The following is a 17,299-nucleotide window of genomic DNA, read 5'->3' on the forward strand; positions in this document are numbered from 1 at the left end:
ATGTGAAATCGGGCCACGGGATGCAAGCGTTTTCGGGAAGGAGGGGCCACATGCAGCCTGAGCCATCGAAGCGCATCCTTTTCGTGAGCGACATCCACGGCCACCTCGGCCCGTTCAAGCGACTCCTGAAGCGGCTTCAATACGAACCCAAGGTGGATCAACTGGTTCTCGTCGGCGACTACATCTCGGGCGGGCCCGACAGCCTCGGCGTACTGCGCCTCGTGCACAGCCTGTGCGCGCAAGGCGCCGTCGCGCTTCGCGGCAATCACGAAGACGCCGTGGCCCGCTGGATGCGCGCCGGGATGAAGCAGAAGCTCGGCCCCGCGCGAGACCGGCTCTATCGCGCCATCGCGGGCGACGAGGCCCTTGCCCGCTTCATCATGGAGCTGCCCTACGCGTGGGAAGACGAGCGGTTTGTCGCTGTTCACGCCGGGATCGATCCCGACAAACCAGACTGGCGGCAGACCGCGAAGCGGGACCTCGTGACCATCCGCGAGCGGTTTTACGAGCGCCCGCATCGCGTGGGAAAGCTCGTCGTGTTTGGCCATACGCCCTGCATCCTGCTGCATGGGACGCATGACGTGTGGTATGGTTCGGATAAAGTCGGAATTGACGGAGGTGCGCGTCACGGCGGACAATTGAACGCGCTCGTCGCGGCGGGCGGCGCGTTGACGAGCACGGCGGAACCCGTGTGACATCCTGCGGCAGATGACCGCAAAGAGGCGTGGATGCCGCGTAGCCAACGAGAGGGGGCGGTGCGCGTGCTGTTTCGCAGCCCGACGCTCGGCGTGGTGAATTTGGAGCAGGTGGCGGAGGACGTCATCAAGGAGCGGGCAGATCATCCACAGGATCACTTTCGGCTGATCATCGGCACCGACTCGCAGCCGCACGAGCACGCGGCGTCCGCGACGTTCGTCACAGCGGTCATTCTCCATCGGGTGGGCCGCGGCGCCCGCTATTACGTGCACAAGGAACAGCACGAGCACATTCACTCGCTTCGCCAGCGGATGTTCACGGAGGCCTCGTTGTCCCTTCAGGTGGGCGGCATGCTGAGCGAGCTGCTGCAGAAGGCGGGACAGGATTGGCATATCGAGGTTCACCTGGACATCGGGGAGGGCGGTGAGACCAAGCAATGGATCCGCGAGATCGTCGCCTGGATCGAGTCGAACGGCTACGAGGCGAAGATCAAGCCGGACTCGTTCGGGGCGAGCAAGGTGGCGGATCGATATACCAAATCTTGAAGGAACGAGCCTATGGGCTTCCCTCCCAGCGGATGCAGCTCATCCACGCCTCTACGTCCGGCCATGCGCGCTCGCCGGGGCAGAGCGGCGGCGCCGAAGCCGCGCAGCCGGTGAGGATGGCCTCGGCCGCGCAGGCGTCTTCGCGCAGCATCGCCACGACGCGCGCCGCGACCTCCGCGCCGCGAATCGGGTTGCCGAGAAGCCTACCGTCCCAGGCGCCATAGACCCGCCAAGGCGTGCCGGCGCGCCGGGTCAGTGCGAAGAACAAGCCCGGCGACGCGACAAAGCGCGGAGAGACGCGCGCGAAGGTGCAGAGTGGGACGTACTGGGGGAGCAAAAACGGGCGAAGCGACGGCGGGCTCCCAGCCAACCGCGCGATGTCTTGCCAGCGCCTGTCGAGGTCGGGATCGCGCACGTGGCCGGAGACGCCCGTGATGGCGCCGGGGTTGGCGAGCGCATCGCGCAGAAACTCGGCGAGCATGGGGCCAAACCCTCCCTGCCAATCGGCGTCCACCATCAGCACGCCTGGCGCATCCGGCCAGCGCCGCCACGCTTGCATCGCCGCGATGGCGCGCGGGGCGTCGTGTCCAAGCGCCTCCCGAAATTCCACGGGGGCGAGTTCGAGCGCCAGGGCCTCGGCGGTGGTTCGCGCCTCATCCAGGGTCGCATCCCTGCATCCGTTCGCGCACAGGGCGATGCGGCGGATGCCCGCTCGCGCGAGCTGGCGCAACACGTTTGCAATCCTCCCCGCTTCGTCCCGAGCGCCAAGCGCGCACGCCACATCCCGCACATTCGCCATCGCTCTCAACCTCCACGGACCAAGAAGCGCCATCTTCGCATACCGTAGTCTAGAGCCCGCCAACGGAGGCGATGATCGGTGTGGCATATCGGAGACAAAGTTACGCGCCGCTCGTACGGCCGCGACATCTGTTTCGTCATCGTGGAGCTGGACGAAGCTTCGCAGACCGCCATCCTCAAGGGGCTCGACGTGCGCCTCATGGCCGATGCGCCGTTTGACGATCTCGACCCCGTCACGGAGGAAGACATGCGCGCGTTTGAGGCGATGCGAACGCAGGTCGTCGGCGAGTGCTTGCGCATCATTCAGTCCCGCCGCGCGCACGATTCGGAGAAGCGATCGCTGCGCAAAGAGGTGCGCTACCGCGCCAACCCAGACTTCTTCGAGCGCCCGGGCACCGTGCTCCACCTCGACGGGGACGGCAGCTACCTGCAGAAGTGCCTCGCCATGTACGAGGAGCTCGGCATTCGCGCCGTGGGCGAGCATGTGGCGGAGTCGGAGATGCCCCGGAAGGTCGTGCACCTGCTCGAGAAGTATGCGCCGGACATCCTGATTATCACCGGCCACGACGGCGTCATCCGCAAGGGCAAGGATTGGGCCGACATCAAGAACTACCGCAACTCACAGAATTTCGTCAAGACCGTCGCCAACGCGCGCAAATACGTGCGCAATATGGACGATCTCGTCATCATCGCGGGGGCGTGTCAGTCTCACTTCGAGGCGCTCATCGAGGCCGGCGCCAACTTTGCGTCGTCTCCCCAACGCATCATGATTCACGCGCTCGATCCCGTCTTCATCGCGGAGAAGGTGGCATTTACGCCGATTCACGAGACGGTCAACCTGTACGACGCGGTGAAATCGACGTACACGGGAACGGACGGCATTGGCGGACTCGAGTCGCGCGGGAAGTACCGCCTGGGGCTGCCGAAGTCGTTGTACTGAGCGCGAGGCTCGGAGTGGACGGGGTGACAAAGCGCGCGACGGGATCGCAAATCCCCGTAAAATACCCATTGACAGCGAAAAACATGCGTTGATATAATCATTAAATTTCCTTGACAGCCTCTTCTGCGCGATGGTATAATGAAGCGCGGAAAGAGGTGGTGTGTGTTGGCCAGGAATGCGCTCCACGAAATCAAGAAGAGTCTGGATGAACTCGTGGGTGAACGCGTGTTGCTCCGTGCAAACGGCGGCAGGCGGAAAACCATCGAGCGCTTCGGGGTTCTCGAAGAGACGTATCCGTCGGTGTTCGTCGTCAAACTCGACCCGCCGGACGGATCGTTTGAACGCGTCTCGTACAGCTACGCGGACGTGCTGACCGAGACCGTCGAGCTGATGCTCTGCAAGGAGGACGGGAACACCACCAAGTTCGTGGTTGAACACTGAACCTCGAAGACAGTTGGGTCCGTCCGAGGACAGGCCTTGTCATATAACCGGATGCATATGGCGGAATGACTGATGATTTTGACCGAGGGTGAGGCGGCATGCGCCTTGCCCTCTTGTTTTTTTCCTCGGCTGCGCGGCGGCCGCGCAGCGTTCAAGGCTCCCAGCCATCGCACCGCCTGTGTCATAGGAAGGCGCCTGTGCATGCGAAGCATTGAAGGCGTGGACGCGGGGCGAGTCGCCTGTTCGCGGCACGGCGTTGGCGCATACGCGTCGCCGTTTTGGCGCATCGTAAAGCTGTCGCCTCTGACCAGGGAGGGATTTGGCATGGCACGGCAGAGAAGCACCATGTCAGATGCGTTCAAAGTGGAACTGGCCAAAGAGCTCGGGTTCTACGACACGGTCCAGCGCGAGGGCTGGGGCGGGATCAAAGCGCGCGACGCCGGAAACATGGTGAAGCGCGCCATCGAGATCGCAGAGCAAGCGTTGGCTGAGAAGTCCGGGCAGAGGTGACCGAAGGCGGCCAGGATGACCCTGGCCGCCTTTTGCTGGGCATCGAATGACGGTCAAGGGTTTCGGAAAGAGTATGAGGATGATCTGACCAATATATGGGAGGGCGTGCGGTTGGGGCAGCGAGGACCTCTCGTCATCATCGGCGGCGCGGAGGACAAGACCGGAGAGTGCCGCATTTTGCGCCGATTCCTTGAGCTCGGCGGTGGCAAGCATGCGCGGGTGCTCGTCGTCACGGTGGCGACGAAGACCCCTGTGGAGGTGGGCGCAACCTACGTGGACGTGTTTCACCGGCTCGGAGTCGACGATGTGCGGACCTTCGACGTATCCACGCGCGAGGCGGCGAACCGCGACAGCGCGGTGCAGATGATCGCGCAGGCAACCTGCATCTTTTTCACGGGCGGCGATCAGGAGCGCATCACGAAGCTGCTCGGCGGGACGAAGGTAGACGCGGCGCTGCATCAGGCGCACCGCAAGGGCGCCGTGCTCGGCGGCACCAGCGCCGGCGCGTCGATGATGTCGAGCACCATGATCGTCGAGGGCGAGGGCGAGACGAATCCCCGCCCCTCCATCGTCCGGATGGCGCCTGGCATGGAGTTTCTCGACGGCTGCGTCATTGACCAACACTTCGCGGAGCGCGGCAGGCTAGGCAGGCTGTTATCGGCCGTCGCGCAGTATCCGCACCACTTAGGACTCGGTATCGACGAGGACACGGCGGTCGTGGTGCACGGCGGGGACGTGCTGGAGGTCGTCGGGCGCGGGGCGGTGAGTGTGGTGGACGCGGGCCACCTGACCTACTCGAACCTGGACCACATTCGCCGCGACGAATCGCTCGCCCTGTGCGACGTGACCTTGCACACGCTTCCCGAAGGATGCGGCTTTTTGCTGCGCGAGCGCCGGCCCATCCCCGACTTTCCACACTGGCTGCACCAGAAGGAGCTATCCTCATGAACATCGTGCGCATTCGCTGCATCGAGGGGCCCAACATCTTCACGTATCGCCCAATTCTCCTGGCTCGGGTCGATCTCGGCGCGTATACGGGGAAAGAGAGCATCGACATCCCCGGCTTCCGGGATCGCCTTTTGCACCATTTCCCCGGCCTGTGGCAACACCACTGCGCCAAGGGCCGTCCGGGCGGCTTCATCGAGCGGTTGGAGGACGGCACCTACTTCGGCCACATCTGCGAGCATGTCGCCATTGAATTGGGGCACCTCGCGGGCATCCCGGCCAACTACGGCAAGACCGTGTTCGCGGGCCGTCCCGGGCTGTACGACATCGCCATCGAGTGCGCCTCCTTCCCCGCCCAGCGGCGCGCGCTCGAGGGCGCCGTGCAGGTGGTGGCCGCGCTCGCGGAAGACCGCCATCCGGGCGATCTCGACGCCCTCGTCCGCGACATCGCGAAGCTGTACGAGGACGACCGCCTCGGCCCGAGCACCCAGGCCATCGTCGACGCGTGCCGGCGGCGCAACATCCCCGTTCGCCGCTTGCAGGGGAGCTTCCTCGAGCTCGGCTACGGCGTGCACCGGAAGCGGATCGAGGCGACGTTGACCGATCGGACGTCCTGCGTCGCGGCCGACATCGCGAGCGACAAGGCCCTGACCAAGCGCCTCCTCGAGGAGGCGGGCCTCGCCGTGCCGCCTGGTGGCGTGGCCGCAGATGAAGACGAGGCCGTGCGGCTCTGGCAGGACATCGGGCGGCCCGCGGTGGTCAAGCCGCTCGACGCCCGCCAGGGCCAGGGCGTGTCGCTTCGGCTCGAATCCGAGGCCGAGGTGCGGGCCGCGTTTCGCGAGGCGCGCCGCTACGCCCGCGACGTGATCGTCGAGGCGTACGTGCCGGGCGAAAATGTGCGCGTCCTGGTCGTGGACGGGCGGGCTGTCGCCGCGTCCGTGCGCGAGCCCGCCTACGTTGAAGGAGACGGCGTGCACACCGTGCGCGAGCTGGTCGATCTCGTCAATCGCGATCCTCGGCGCGGCGAGGGCCACGAGAAGCCGCTCACCAAGATCGCCATCGACGAGATCGCGCGGCAGGTGCTCGAGCGCCAGGGCCTCACGCCCGCGTCGGTGCCGGAGGCGGGGCAGCGGGTGGCGCTGCGCGAGAGCGCCAACCTCTCGACCGGCGGCGAGGCCCACGACGTGACCGACGTCATTGACCCCTCATACCTGCGCATCGCGGAGCGGGCCGCCGAGGCCGTCGGGCTCGACGTGTGCGGCGTCGATCTCGTCGTGCCCGCGCTCAGGTCGCCCGCGGACGCCGGGGGGTACGCGGTGATTGAGGTGAACGCGTGCCCGGGCATTCGCATGCACGAGCACCCGTCGAGCGGATCGCCGCGCCAAGCGGCCGAGGCCATCGTGGAGTCGCTGTTTCCGGCCGGATCGGACGGGCGAATTCCCATCGTGTCCATCACGGGCACCAACGGCAAGACCACGACGGCGCGGCTCGTGGCGCATGGCTTCGCGCTGGCGGGCAAGACCGTGGGCCTCACGACGACGGGCGGCGTGTACATCGGCGGCGAGTGCGTCTGCCGGGGGGACACGACGGGGCCGAGGAGCGCGCGGCTCGTGCTGTCGCATCCGCGCGTCGAGGTGGCCGTGTTGGAGACGGCCCGGGGCGGCATCGTGCGCGGGGGGCTCGCCTACGACGCGGCGGACGTCGGTGTCATCACCAACCTCTCGCTCGATCACGTCGGGCAGGACGGCCTCGAGTCAATCGACGACATCGCCTTTGTGAAGGCCCTTGTGGGCGAGTGCGTGCGCGATGACGGCGCGGTGGTCCTGAACGCGGATGACCCGCGCGTGCTGGCGCTTGCCTCTCGCTTTCGCGCACCGCTCGTGCTCGTCTCGCTGGCGCCGGACCACGCGGCGGTGGCTCGGCACGTGCAGGCGGGCGGCGCGGCCGTGGTGGTGTCGGACGGCGTGCTGTACGAGTGGCGAAACGGCGCCGTGCGCCCCATCATCCCGGTGGCGCAGATTCCCATCTGCCTGGGCGGGATCGCGCGCTTTCACGTCGAAAACGCGGCCTTGGCGGCGGCGGCCATGCGTGCGGCGGGCTTGCCGCTTGCGACGGTGGCGCAGGCGCTGTCGACGTTCGCGCCGGAGCAAAACACAGGCCGCCTCGAGATGTACGTGCTCCCCAACGGGGCTCGCGTCCTGCTCGACTACGGCCACAATCCGGCCGGCTTCCGCGAAGTGGGGCGCTTGCTGCAGGCCCTCCCGTGCAGGCGGCGGATAGGCGTCGTCGGCGTGCCAGGGGATCGGGCCGATCACGTCGTGCGCGAGGCCGGGCAAAGCCTCGCGCCGTGGTTCGACGAGTTCATTGTGAAAGAGGACGCCGATCTGCGGGGGCGCAGGCCGGGCGAGATCGCGCAGATCCTGTCTTCCGCCATCGCGCGGACCTGCCCGAGCAAAAAGGTCGACGTGGTGCTGGACGAGCGAGAGGCGATGATGGCGGCCCTCGGGCGGCTTGGTCCGGAGGACATGGCCTGCGTGTTTTACGAGCGGCTGGCCCCTCTCAGGGAGGCGCTTGAGGCCCTTGGCGCGCGGCCGTGGCACAAGGTCGCGGCGGAGCGCGAAGGGGCGCGGCTCGCGACGCTGTAATCCTTGACATCGGCGCCTTGCCTCGGCATGCTAGTCCTAGTCGAGGTGGGGCGCTTTGTTGTTCCAACGCGCGTACGCAAAAATCAATTTGACGCTGGACGTGCTCGGCCGCCGCGGCGACGGGTACCACGAGGTGGACATGGTCATGCAGACCGTGGATCTGTCGGACGTCCTTTGGCTCGAGCCGCGCGACGATGGGGAGATCACGATGGACAGCACGTCGTCCTCGGTGCCGGTGGACGAGCGCAACCTGTGTGTGCAGGCGGCGCACGCGTTTCGCCGCCGCACGGGCTTTCGGGGCGGTGTGCACATCCAGCTCGACAAGCACATTCCGGTCGCGGCCGGCCTCGCCGGCGGGTCGAGCGACGCCGCGGCGGTGTTGCGCGGGCTCAACCAAATGTCCGGCGCGGGACTCACCCTCGACGAGCTGGCGGAGTTGGGGGCCGAGATCGGCTCGGACGTCCCGTACTGCGTCTACGGCGGGCTTGCCATCGCGCGCGGTCGCGGCGAGCGGGTGACGCGCTATCCGCACGTCCCGGCCATGTACGCGGTGCTACTGCATCCCCGCATCTTCGTCTCGACGGCGGACGTGTACAAGGGCCTTTCGCCGTCCGATTTCACCGACGCCCCGCGCAGCGAGACGATGGTGCAAGCGCTCGCGGAGGGCCAGCTCGAGCGCGTGGCCGAGATCGTCCACAACGCGCTGGAGCGCGTCACCATGAGCCTGTACCCGGAGCTCAAGGCGCTCAAGGAGCGGGTGGCCTCCATCGCGCAGCGGCCGGTGCACATGTCTGGGTCCGGTCCGACGCTCTACGTGCTCACGCCCGTGCAGACGCACGCCCAGCGGCTTTACAACGCGCTCCGCGGCATCATGAAAGACGTCTACGTGTGTCGGTTCGTCGGCGGCTACGCCGAGGCACACGCGCGAAGCTGAGGAGGCGGGCCATGCAGCGGCACGAACGGCTCATTCGGCTGACCCGCCGTCTCATCGAGCGGCCCATGGCGCCCATCGGCATCTCCGCGCTCGCCGAGAACTGGGGCGTCGCCAAGTCCACTCTGAGCGAGGACGTCCAGCTCGTCCGCGAAGCGCTCGCGGACGACGGGGCAGGGCGCGTCGAGACCCTCGTCGGCGCCCAGGGCGGTGTGCGCTACGTCCCGCAGGTGGACGACGCGCAGGCCGAGGCGTTTCTGTGGGACGTGGCGCGCAGGCTCGCCTCGCCGGATCGCGTCATCGCGGGCGAGTTTTTGTACGCGTCCGATGTCCTCGGCGATCCCGACGTGATCGACACGGCCGGCGCGATGGTGGCGAGCCGCTTCGCCCACGCGGGCGTCGAGGTGGTGGTCACCGTCGAGACGAAGGGCATCCCGCTCGCCGCGAGCGCGGCGCGGTACTTGCACGCGCCGCTCGCCATCGTGCGGCGGGAACAGCGCGTCACGGAGGGCGCGTCGCTCACGACGCACTACGTGTCGGGCTCCGCCAAGCGCATCCAGACCATGTCCTTGAGCACGCGGCTCATTCCGCGCGGGGCGCGTGCGCTCATCGTGGACGACTTCATGCGGGCGGGCGCCACGGCTCGCGCGGTGGCCGAGCTCGTCGGGGAGTTCGGCGGGGAGGTGTGTGGCACGGCCGTGTTCATGGCCACATCGCAGCCGGCCAAGAAGATGGTCACCCAGTACGTCGCGCTCCTCGAAGTCGGACCCGTGCAGGAGGGCGGCTTTGAGGTGCGGCCCAACCTCGGTGCGCTCACCGGGCGCACCCACGATCATTGAGGAGGTCTTGTCCATGCAGATCATTCACACGGATCACGCGCCGAAGGCCATCGGTCCGTACTCGCAGGCCATCCAGGTGGACCGCTTCGTCTACACGTCCGGGCAGATTCCGCTGACCCCCGAAGGCGAGATGGTTCAAGGCGGCGTGAAGGAGCAGGTGGAACAGGTGTTCCGCAACCTCGACGCCGTGCTCACGGCGGCGGGCGCGCGGCGCGACCAGGTGGTCAAGGCCACCATCTTCATGACCGATCTCGCCGAGTTCCAGGTCGTCAACGAGGCGTGTGAAGCGTTTTTCGGCGGCCACAAGCCCGCTCGCTCCACCGTTCAGGTGGCGGCGCTGCCGCGCGGCGCCAAGGTCGAGATCGAGCTCGTCGCCTACCTCGGCTGACGCTCGGCGCGGAAAAACGAGAACGAGGTCGAATTTTTGAAAAAATGTTGACGATCTGTGCAGGAGTTTGCCGCCCGCGCGTGGAATTGGTCATTCAAGACAGGAGTGACCCATTCGCGACATCAGGGTGGTGATGAGGGTGCAGATCACCGATGTAAGGCTTCGCCGAGTGGCGAGTGAAGGCCGCATGAAGGCGATCGCGTCCATTACCATCGACAGCGAGTTTGTCGTCCACGACATCCGCGTGATCGATGGGAACAACGGCATGTTTGTCGCGATGCCGAGCAAAAAGACGCCGGACGGCGAGTTCCGCGACATCGCACATCCCATTTCGTCGTCCACGCGCCAGAAAATCCAAGAAGCGGTGCTCGCGGCCTACTATCGCGCGCAGGAAGCGGAATCGGAAAAGCAGCCGCTCGGCGATTCGGCCATGTGAAGCTTGTGTGAAAAGTCCCTGGCGAAAGTCAGGGCTTTTTTGTGATCTGGCGCCTGTCAAATTGAAATGCACCCCCCCATCGGGTACACTTTGGGGCGTCAAGATTTGTGGGAGCGCAGGCTTCGCGCGCTCGGAGGAGATACGGCATGGCGCAAACGGCTGTCGTGCTGGCCGCGGGGCACGGCACACGCATGAAATCGCAGACACACAAGGTGTTGCATCCGGTCTGTGGCAAACCGATGATTCACCACCTGCTGGACAGCCTCGGCGAGGCGGGGATTGGTCAAGTCGTCGTGGTGGTCGGCCAGCACCGGGAACAGGTGGAGGCGTCCATTCAGGGGCGCGCGGAAATCGCAGTTCAGGAGAAGCAGTTGGGTACCGCGGATGCGGTGCGGGCGGCCATGCCGCTCGTTTCCCCCGAGTCGGAGACGGTGGTCGTGCTTTACGGAGACGCTCCGCTCATTCGGCCGGAGACCATTTTGACCCTGATGCGGCTGCGCGAGGAGAACCGCGCAGCCTGTGTCGTGCTTGCGGCTGAAGTCGCGAATCCGACGGGGCTGGGGCGCGTCTTTTTGAATGATCGCGGCGAGGTCAAGCGCATTGTCGAGGAGAAGGACGCGACGCTCGAGGAGCGCAAACACAGGCTCATCAACACGGGCATCTATGCGTTCCGGCGCGATGCGCTGGAACAGGCGCTTGCCGAGGTCAACAACGACAACGCCCAAGGCGAGTACTACCTGACCGACACGGCGCTCATTCTGTCCCGCCGCGGGGAGCGCGTCATCGCGCACATCGCGGAGGACGAGGACGAGATTGCAAGCGTCAACAATCGCGTCGAGCTCGCGCGCGTGGAGGCCATCTGCCGGCGCCACATCCTAGAGCACTGGATGAGGGAGGGCGTCACGGTGATGGATCCTGCTGCCACGTACGTGGAGGCGGATGTGGAGCTCGCGCCGGACGTGACGCTTTTGCCCGGCACGATGCTCGCGGGCCGCACGCGCATCGCGTCGGGGGCCGTCGTGGGCCCCAACGCCCGCCTTGTGGACACCATCGTGGGCGAAGGCGCCCGGGTCCAGTACACGGTGGCGGTGGAGGCCGTGATCGGCCCGGGGGCGGAAGTCGGTCCGTTTGCGTATCTGCGCCCGGGTGCGGACATCGGGGCGCGCGTGAAAATCGGCGATTTCGTCGAGGTGAAAAACAGCCGCATCGGCGATGATACGAAGGTGAGTCACCTCGCGTACGTCGGCGACGCGGACGTCGGCCGAAACGTCAACGTCGGCTGCGGAGCCATCACCGTGAACTACGACGGCGAGCGAAAGCACCGGACGGTGATCGGCGACGACAGCTTCATCGGGTCGAACGTGAACCTCATCGCGCCCGTCACCATCGGCAAGGGAGCGTACGTGGTTGCCGGCACCACGGTGACGGACGACATCGGCGACGACGGCTTCGCCATCGGCCGCGTGCCGCAGACCACGAAGCCGAACTACGTCCGGTCGTGGAAGGCGCGCAGGCAGAATCGGAATCCGGAGAAAGGCGGGAACCATCGTGGCCATTGACGCCGACTTGAAGCTCGTCACGGGAAATGCCAATCCGGCATTGGCGCAGGAGATTGCCGACTACATCGGGGTCCCGCTGGCGGACTGCCAAGTCGGGCGGTTTTCGGACGGCGAGGTCCGCATCCGCCTCGGCGAGAGTGTGCGAGGCGCCAACGTGTTCATCATTCAACCGACGAGCCAGCCTGTGAACGAGCACCTCATGGAGCTGCTCATCCTGATGGACGCGGTCAAGCGGGCGTCGGCGCGCACCATCAACGTCGTCATCCCATACTATGGGTATGCGCGCCAAGACCGCAAAGCTCGCGCGCGCGATCCCATCACGGCGAAGCTCGTCGCCAATCTTCTGCAGACGGCGGGCGCGAGCCGCGTGATCTCGATGGATCTGCACGCGGGTCAGATCCAGGGCTTCTTCGACATCCCGGTCGACCACCTGATCGGGATGCCTATCCTGGCGGATTACTTCCTGGACAAGCAAATCGAAAATCCCGTCGTGGTCTCGCCGGACATGGGCGGCGTCACGCGGGCCCGCGCGTTTGCGGAGCGCCTCGGCGCGCCGCTCGCCATCATCGACAAACGCCGCCCGGACGCCAATGTGGCGCAGGTGATGAACATCATCGGCGATATCGAAGGGAAGACCGCCATTCTGATCGACGACATGATCGACACCGCCGGCACCATCACGGCGGGCGCGGCGGAGCTTCTCAAGCGGGGCGCGCGCGGCGTCTACGCCTGCTGCATCCATCCGGTGCTCTCTGGGCAGGGCGTCGAGCGCCTGCAGAATTCGGCCGTCGAAGAGGTGGTCGTCACCAACACCATCGCGCTGCCGGAATCGAAGCGCATTGACAAGATCAAGGTGCTGTCGGTGGCGGAGCTCATCGCGGAGGCCATCATCCGCGTGCACACGCAGCGCTCTGTGAGCCAGCTGTTCGACTGAGGAGAGACGGACGTTGAAAGTCATCGTGGGACTCGGGAATCCGGGGCGCGAGTACGAGCGCACGCGCCACAACGCCGGGTTCATGGCCGTCGATATCTTGGCGGATCGGCTCGGGGCGCGCGTGGACCAGGCCGACTTCCACGCGCTCGTCGGCGATGCGCGATACGCGGGCGAGAAGGTTCTGTTGGTGAAGCCGCACACGTATATGAACGTAAGCGGCCTTTGCGTGAGCGAGCTGGTCCGCTATTATCGGCTCGATCCGGCCAACGACCTGTTGGTGCTGTACGACGATATGGATTTTCCGCCCGGTGTCGTCCGCCTCAAGGCGCAGGGTTCGGCCGGCGGGCACAACGGGATCAAGTCCATCATCGAGTCGCTCGGCGCGGAGACGTTTGGGCGGATCCGCATCGGCATCGGCCGGCCGCCGAAAGGAGCGCCGATCGTCCCGTACGTGTTGGGAGCGTTTTCACCCGAGGAAGAGCCGCACATTCGCCGGGCGCTCGAGACAGCCGCCGAGGCCGCGCTCTACGCCATCGAGCGCGGCTTCGCCGAAGCCATGACCCGTTACAACGCGGCGGCCCGGGCGTAACGGAGGGCCCCGCCGAGGGCCCGGCTCGGGGCCGCCCGCGGCTCTGCTCGGGACTCTCCGGGTCCCGCCGCCACGCGGCCGAGGTCCGCGCCGCCACGCGGCCGAGGTATGCGAAGCGCATCGTGTCTCCATACTAAGGGGAGACCTGTCTGACATTCGTCTGACAAAGGGGCGATCCCAATGCGCTTCGAATACGTCTGCCGCTACTGCAGACAGAAGATTGGGGCGGTGGAAAATCCCCGCTGGTCGCTCGGGGACGCGATGGAACGGCTTGGCCTCCATCATCTCGATCCCGACCACCAGCAGGACGTCATCCGCCCGCGAGAGGACCAAATCGAGATTCAGACGGTGTGCGACACCTGTGAGCAGGCCGTCGCAAGGCACCCTGAGCTGCTCTTGGAAGGAAGTATCATACAATAAATCCAGCTAAACGTGTGTGCTGGGAGGGGAAAAGGTGAAAGGTCTCGTCGAACGGATGGCTGCGGACGGGGCGCTTTCGTCGTTGGCAGACGCGATGGGGCCGCGCCGAAACGACGTGCTCATCACCGGGGTGACGGGCGCCGGCCGGCAGCTCGTCATGGCGGCCCTGTACCAGCTTCGCAACCGCCGTCTCCCCGAGTCGATGATCGTGGTGACGCACGCGGCCAGTCACGCCCAGACCATCTGGGAAGACCTGAAGGAATATCTGCCGGATGCCCGGGTGTATCTGTATCCCGAGCGGGACAACGCGCTCGTGGATTACCTCGCTTCGTCGTCGGATGTCCTGGCGGATCGGTTGCACGTCCTCGAGGCCCTCGCTCAGGAGGGCCCTGTCGTCGTGGTCACGACCCTGCTCGCCGCCTGGCAGCCCGTGACGAAGAAGCATCACTTTCTACACTCGCTGGTCAAGCTCGCGGTAGGGGAGTCAAAGCCCATCGACGATGTCGTGGCCCAGCTCGTCCGCGGCGGGTACGAGCGCGTGCCCCTGGTGGAGGGCCGCGGCCAGTTCAGCGTGCGCGGCGGCATTCTCGACGTGTTTCCGCTCGGGCACGACCTTCCCTACCGCATCGAGTGGTTCGACACCGAGATCGACTCCATTCGCGCGTTCGATCCCGCCACGCAGCGGTCGCTGGAGAAGCGGGACGCCATCTCGTTCGGGCCCGCGTTCGATCTCATGTTGCCCCAGCCGGTGGCCGAAAAGGTGGCCGAGGACATCGAGGCGCGCCTTGAGGCGCGGCTGAGGACCGTGACCGATGCGTCCCTGCGCGATCGCCTGGAGCAGACCATCTCCGCGGACGTGCGCAAGCTCCGCGAGGGGCAGCCCTTCGCCGGGATCGCCCGGTACCAGCTGCTTTATCCGGACCACGCCGACACGCTGTTCGATCACGTCCCGCAGCCCGCGTTCGTCTGCTTCGACGAAACGGCTCGCATCCTCGAGCGCGCCGACGTGCTCGAGAAGGAGTTCCGCGAATGGCTGTCGGGGGCCATCATGCGGGGCGAAGTGCTGTCGGGCACCGTCGAGGCGGTGGATTACGAGGCGAAGTTTCAGGAACTGAACCGGCCGAAGGTCCACTTCGCGACGTTCGCCCACACGCGGGGCGCGCAGCGCTACCAGCAGGTACTCAACATCTCGGCGCGCAGCATGCAGAACTTCCACGGCCAGATGAACGTGCTGAAGCAGGAGCTCGCGCGCTGGGAGAAGGCGCAGACGCAGGTGGTGTTCGCGGCCGCGACCAAGGAGCGGGCGGATCACCTCGCGCGCGTCCTGGAGGACTACCGCATCCAGGCGGACCAGGTCGAGCTGTTCACGCCGGGGTCGAAGGTGCCGCAGATTGTCGTGGCCAACCTGTCGAGCGGGTTCGAGTTGCCCATGCACCGCGTGGCCGTGATCGTCGAGACCGAGGTGTTCACGGCGAAGCGGAAGCATCGCCAGACGCGCGCGCAGGTCTCCGACGCGGAGCGCATCAAGAGCTACCAGGAGCTGAACGTCGGCGACTACGTGGTGCACGTCAATCACGGCATTGGGCGGTACATGGGCATCAAGACGCTCGAGGTGGATGGGCGGCGCAACGACTACCTGTACCTGAGCTACGCGGGGGGCGACAGCCTGTACGTGCCGGTGGACCAGATCGACCAGATCCAGCGGTACATTGGCTCGGGCGAGAAGGAGCCGAAGCTGCACAGCCTCGGCTCGAGCGAGTGGCAGAAGACGAAGAACCGCGTGAAGAAGTCGGTGCGCGACATCGCGGGCGACCTGCTGAAGCTGTACGCCAAGCGCGAGGCGACGCCGGGACACGCGTTTTCGCCCGACACGCCGTGGCAGGCGGACTTCGAGAACATGTTCCCGTACGAGGAGACGCCGGATCAGCTGCGCGCCATCGCGGAGATCAAGCGGGATATGGAGAAGCCGCGGCCGATGGATCGGCTGTTGTGCGGCGACGTGGGCTATGGCAAGACGGAGGTGGCGATGCGGGCGGCGTTTAAGGCGGTCATGGACGGGAAACAGGTGGCCGTGCTGGTGCCGACCACGGTGCTGGCGCAGCAGCACTACGAGACGTTCAAGGAGCGGTTCGCCGGCTTCCCGGTGAAGATTGAGATGTTGAGCCGCTTTCGCACGCGCAAGGAGACCCAGGAGGTCCTGAAGGGTCTGAAAGAAGGCACCATCGACATCGTGATTGGGACGCACCGGCTTCTGCAGAACTCGATTCAGTTCAAGGACCTCGGCCTTCTCATCGTCGACGAGGAGCAGCGGTTTGGGGTGACTCACAAGGAAAAGCTGAAGCAGCTGCGCGCGAACGTGGACTGCTTGACGCTCACCGCGACGCCCATTCCGCGCACGCTCCACATGTCGATGCTTGGCGTGCGCGATTTGTCCATCATCGAGACGCCGCCCGAGAACCGCTTCCCGGTGCAGACGTACGTGGTCGAGTACAACGAGGGGCTGGTCAAGGAGGCGCTGGAGCGCGAGCTGGCGCGGGGCGGGCAGGTCTACTTCGTCTACAACGACGTGCAGACCATTCACCGCATGGCGGAGCGCGTGCAGTCGCTTGTGCCCGACGCGCGTGTCGGCGTGGCCCACGGGCAGATGGCGGAGGCGGAGCTCGAGCGCGTCATGCTCGACTTCCTCGAGGGCGAGTTCGACGTCCTCGTGACCACCACCATCATCGAGACGGGGCTCGACATCCCGAACGTGAACACCTTGATTGTCTACGACGCCGACAAGTTCGGGCTGTCCCAGCTGTATCAGCTGCGCGGCCGCGTGGGCCGGTCCAACCGGATTGCGTACGCATATTTCACCTATCAGCCGGCCAAGGTGCTGTCCGAGGTCGCCGAAAAGCGCCTGGCCGCCATCAAGGAGTTCACCGAGCTTGGCTCTGGCTTCAAGATCGCCATGCGCGATTTGTCCATCCGCGGCGCCGGCAACCTGCTCGGGGCCGAGCAGCACGGCTTCATCAACTCGGTGGGCTTCGACATGTACACGGAGCTCTTGCAGCAGGCCATCCGCGAGCTGCGAGGCGAACAGCTCGAAAAGCCCGCCGAGCCGACCATCGACGTGCCCGTGGAAGCCTACATCCCGGACACGTATATCTCCGATCCGTCGCAGAAGGTGGCCATGTACAAGCGGTTCCGGGCCATTCAGGCGGTCTCGGAGGCGGACGACCTCGAGGAAGAGCTCGTCGATCGCTACGGCGATCCGCCGCAGGAAGTGCGCAACCTCCTGGACGTGACAAGGCTGAAGAGCCTCGCCATGCAGGCGCACGCCGATCACATCGCGACGCAGGGCGCGGACACGACGTTGCGCTTCCCGAACGAGCCGCACGCGCCTGTGGACTATCCGAAACTCCTGTCGATGGCGGTCAAGCACAAGGCGCAGGTCACCTCGCGGCCCAACGGCATGGTCTTTGTGGCGTTCCGCACGAAGGGCGTGGCGGGGGACGAAATTGTCCGGCGGCTCATCGCCTTCTTGTCCGACTACCTGGCGATGGTGCGGCAGGCAAAGAAACAGGAAGAGGTGGCGGGCGTCTGAAGGCGCCGGAGCGCGAACCCGCCGCGCGCGCCCTCATGGATTCGCTGGTGCATAGAGGATCTGGGCGAGTCGCATAATACAGTCACGTCGGATTCCG

The 17,299-nt window shown here is 65.9% G+C and carries 17 protein-coding genes; 16 read left to right on the forward strand and 1 reads right to left on the reverse strand.

Annotated elements, in window-relative coordinates; genetic code table 11:
- The first annotated feature begins 50 nt into the window (after positions 1-50).
- Both BW934_RS07645 and BW934_RS07650 read left to right on the forward strand, forming a co-directional pair.
- On the forward strand, positions 51-695 hold the full coding sequence (locus BW934_RS07645; RefSeq protein ID WP_076346730.1) for a metallophosphoesterase family protein: 645 nt from the start codon (positions 51-53) through the stop codon (positions 693-695).
- A 33-nt stretch (positions 696-728) separates the two neighbouring features.
- Positions 729-1,241: a ribonuclease H-like YkuK family protein gene (locus BW934_RS07650; protein WP_076346732.1), complete on the forward strand. Its 513-nt coding sequence runs from the start codon at positions 729-731 to the stop codon at positions 1,239-1,241.
- Between the two features lie 10 nt (positions 1,242-1,251).
- On the opposite strand, the gene BW934_RS07655 is transcribed toward BW934_RS07650, so the two are convergent.
- The gene (locus tag BW934_RS07655; RefSeq protein WP_076346734.1) at positions 1,252-2,040 is read right to left on the reverse strand and encodes a hypothetical protein; all 789 of its coding nucleotides are present in this window, start codon (positions 2,038-2,040) and stop codon (positions 1,252-1,254) included.
- Between the two features lie 78 nt (positions 2,041-2,118).
- On the opposite strand from BW934_RS07655, the gene yabG reads away from it, so the two are divergent.
- The 14 genes from yabG to mfd all read left to right on the forward strand — a co-directional run bounded on the left by yabG (position 2,119) and on the right by mfd (position 17,202).
- Entirely contained in the window at positions 2,119-2,979 is an 861-nt protein-coding gene (gene yabG, locus BW934_RS07660) for a sporulation peptidase YabG (RefSeq protein WP_076346736.1), read from the forward strand.
- 165 nt (positions 2,980-3,144) lie between these two features.
- Positions 3,145-3,420: a biofilm formation stimulator Veg gene (gene veg, locus BW934_RS07665; protein WP_076346738.1), complete on the forward strand. Its 276-nt coding sequence runs from the start codon at positions 3,145-3,147 to the stop codon at positions 3,418-3,420.
- A 324-nt stretch (positions 3,421-3,744) separates the two neighbouring features.
- The gene (locus tag BW934_RS07670; RefSeq protein WP_200805733.1) at positions 3,745-3,930 is read left to right on the forward strand and encodes a small, acid-soluble spore protein, alpha/beta type; all 186 of its coding nucleotides are present in this window, start codon (positions 3,745-3,747) and stop codon (positions 3,928-3,930) included.
- Between the two features lie 111 nt (positions 3,931-4,041).
- Positions 4,042-4,878: a cyanophycinase gene (locus tag BW934_RS07675; RefSeq protein ID WP_076346842.1), complete on the forward strand. Its 837-nt coding sequence runs from the start codon at positions 4,042-4,044 to the stop codon at positions 4,876-4,878.
- Positions 4,875-7,520 (forward strand): cyanophycin synthetase, encoded by a 2,646-nt coding sequence (gene cphA / locus BW934_RS07680; RefSeq protein ID WP_076346740.1) that lies wholly within the window; start codon positions 4,875-4,877, stop codon positions 7,518-7,520. The genes BW934_RS07675 and cphA overlap by 4 nt, the downstream gene beginning before the upstream one ends.
- Positions 7,521-7,575: 55 nt before the next feature.
- Positions 7,576-8,454, forward strand: a complete 879-nt coding sequence (gene ispE / locus BW934_RS07685) for a 4-(cytidine 5'-diphospho)-2-C-methyl-D-erythritol kinase (RefSeq protein ID WP_076346742.1) — start codon at positions 7,576-7,578, stop codon at positions 8,452-8,454.
- Between the two features lie 11 nt (positions 8,455-8,465).
- A complete protein-coding gene (gene purR, locus BW934_RS07690) occupies positions 8,466-9,290 on the forward strand; it encodes a pur operon repressor (protein WP_076346744.1) in 825 nt (274 codons plus the stop codon).
- 13 nt (positions 9,291-9,303) lie between these two features.
- Positions 9,304-9,678 (forward strand): RidA family protein, encoded by a 375-nt coding sequence (locus BW934_RS07695; protein ID WP_076346746.1) that lies wholly within the window; start codon positions 9,304-9,306, stop codon positions 9,676-9,678.
- Positions 9,679-9,817: 139 nt separating this feature from the next.
- Positions 9,818-10,114 (forward strand): septation regulator SpoVG, encoded by a 297-nt coding sequence (gene spoVG / locus BW934_RS07700; RefSeq protein WP_076346748.1) that lies wholly within the window; start codon positions 9,818-9,820, stop codon positions 10,112-10,114.
- 146 nt (positions 10,115-10,260) lie between these two features.
- Positions 10,261-11,673 (forward strand): bifunctional UDP-N-acetylglucosamine diphosphorylase/glucosamine-1-phosphate N-acetyltransferase GlmU, encoded by a 1,413-nt coding sequence (gene glmU / locus BW934_RS07705; RefSeq protein WP_076346750.1) that lies wholly within the window; start codon positions 10,261-10,263, stop codon positions 11,671-11,673.
- Entirely contained in the window at positions 11,663-12,607 is a 945-nt protein-coding gene (locus tag BW934_RS07710; RefSeq protein WP_076346752.1) for a ribose-phosphate diphosphokinase, read from the forward strand. The genes glmU and BW934_RS07710 overlap by 11 nt, the downstream gene beginning before the upstream one ends.
- 13 nt (positions 12,608-12,620) lie before the next feature.
- Positions 12,621-13,196 (forward strand): aminoacyl-tRNA hydrolase, encoded by a 576-nt coding sequence (gene pth / locus BW934_RS07715; RefSeq protein ID WP_076346754.1) that lies wholly within the window; start codon positions 12,621-12,623, stop codon positions 13,194-13,196.
- 180 nt (positions 13,197-13,376) lie between these two features.
- Complete coding sequence (locus BW934_RS07720) at positions 13,377-13,616, forward strand: anti-sigma-F factor Fin (RefSeq protein ID WP_076346756.1); 240 nt, start codon at positions 13,377-13,379, stop codon at positions 13,614-13,616.
- A 34-nt stretch (positions 13,617-13,650) separates the two neighbouring features.
- On the forward strand, positions 13,651-17,202 hold the full coding sequence (mfd, locus tag BW934_RS07725; protein WP_076346844.1) for a transcription-repair coupling factor: 3,552 nt from the start codon (positions 13,651-13,653) through the stop codon (positions 17,200-17,202).
- Positions 17,203-17,299 lie beyond the last annotated feature (97 nt).

Origin of the sequence: Alicyclobacillus vulcanalis, from assembly GCF_900156755.1 — a bacterium.
GTDB classification, from domain to species: Bacteria; Bacillota; Bacilli; order Alicyclobacillales; family Alicyclobacillaceae; genus Alicyclobacillus; species Alicyclobacillus vulcanalis.

Bases quoted from the DNA above. Each gene is read 5' to 3' on its own strand.
- BW934_RS07645 (WP_076346730.1), top strand. From the start codon at position 51: ATGCAGCCTGAGCCATCGAAGCGCATCCTTTTCGTGAGCGACATCCAC.
- BW934_RS07650 (WP_076346732.1), top strand. From the start codon at position 729: ATGCCGCGTAGCCAACGAGAGGGGGCGGTGCGCGTGCTGTTTCGCAGC.
- BW934_RS07655 (WP_076346734.1), bottom strand. From the start codon at position 2,040: ATGGCGAATGTGCGGGATGTGGCGTGCGCGCTTGGCGCTCGGGACGAA.
- BW934_RS07670 (WP_200805733.1), top strand. From the start codon at position 3,745: ATGGCACGGCAGAGAAGCACCATGTCAGATGCGTTCAAAGTGGAACTG.
- cphA (WP_076346740.1), top strand. From the start codon at position 4,875: ATGAACATCGTGCGCATTCGCTGCATCGAGGGGCCCAACATCTTCACG.
- purR (WP_076346744.1), top strand. From the start codon at position 8,466: ATGCAGCGGCACGAACGGCTCATTCGGCTGACCCGCCGTCTCATCGAG.
- BW934_RS07695 (WP_076346746.1), top strand. From the start codon at position 9,304: ATGCAGATCATTCACACGGATCACGCGCCGAAGGCCATCGGTCCGTAC.
- glmU (WP_076346750.1), top strand. From the start codon at position 10,261: ATGGCGCAAACGGCTGTCGTGCTGGCCGCGGGGCACGGCACACGCATG.
- BW934_RS07720 (WP_076346756.1), top strand. From the start codon at position 13,377: ATGCGCTTCGAATACGTCTGCCGCTACTGCAGACAGAAGATTGGGGCG.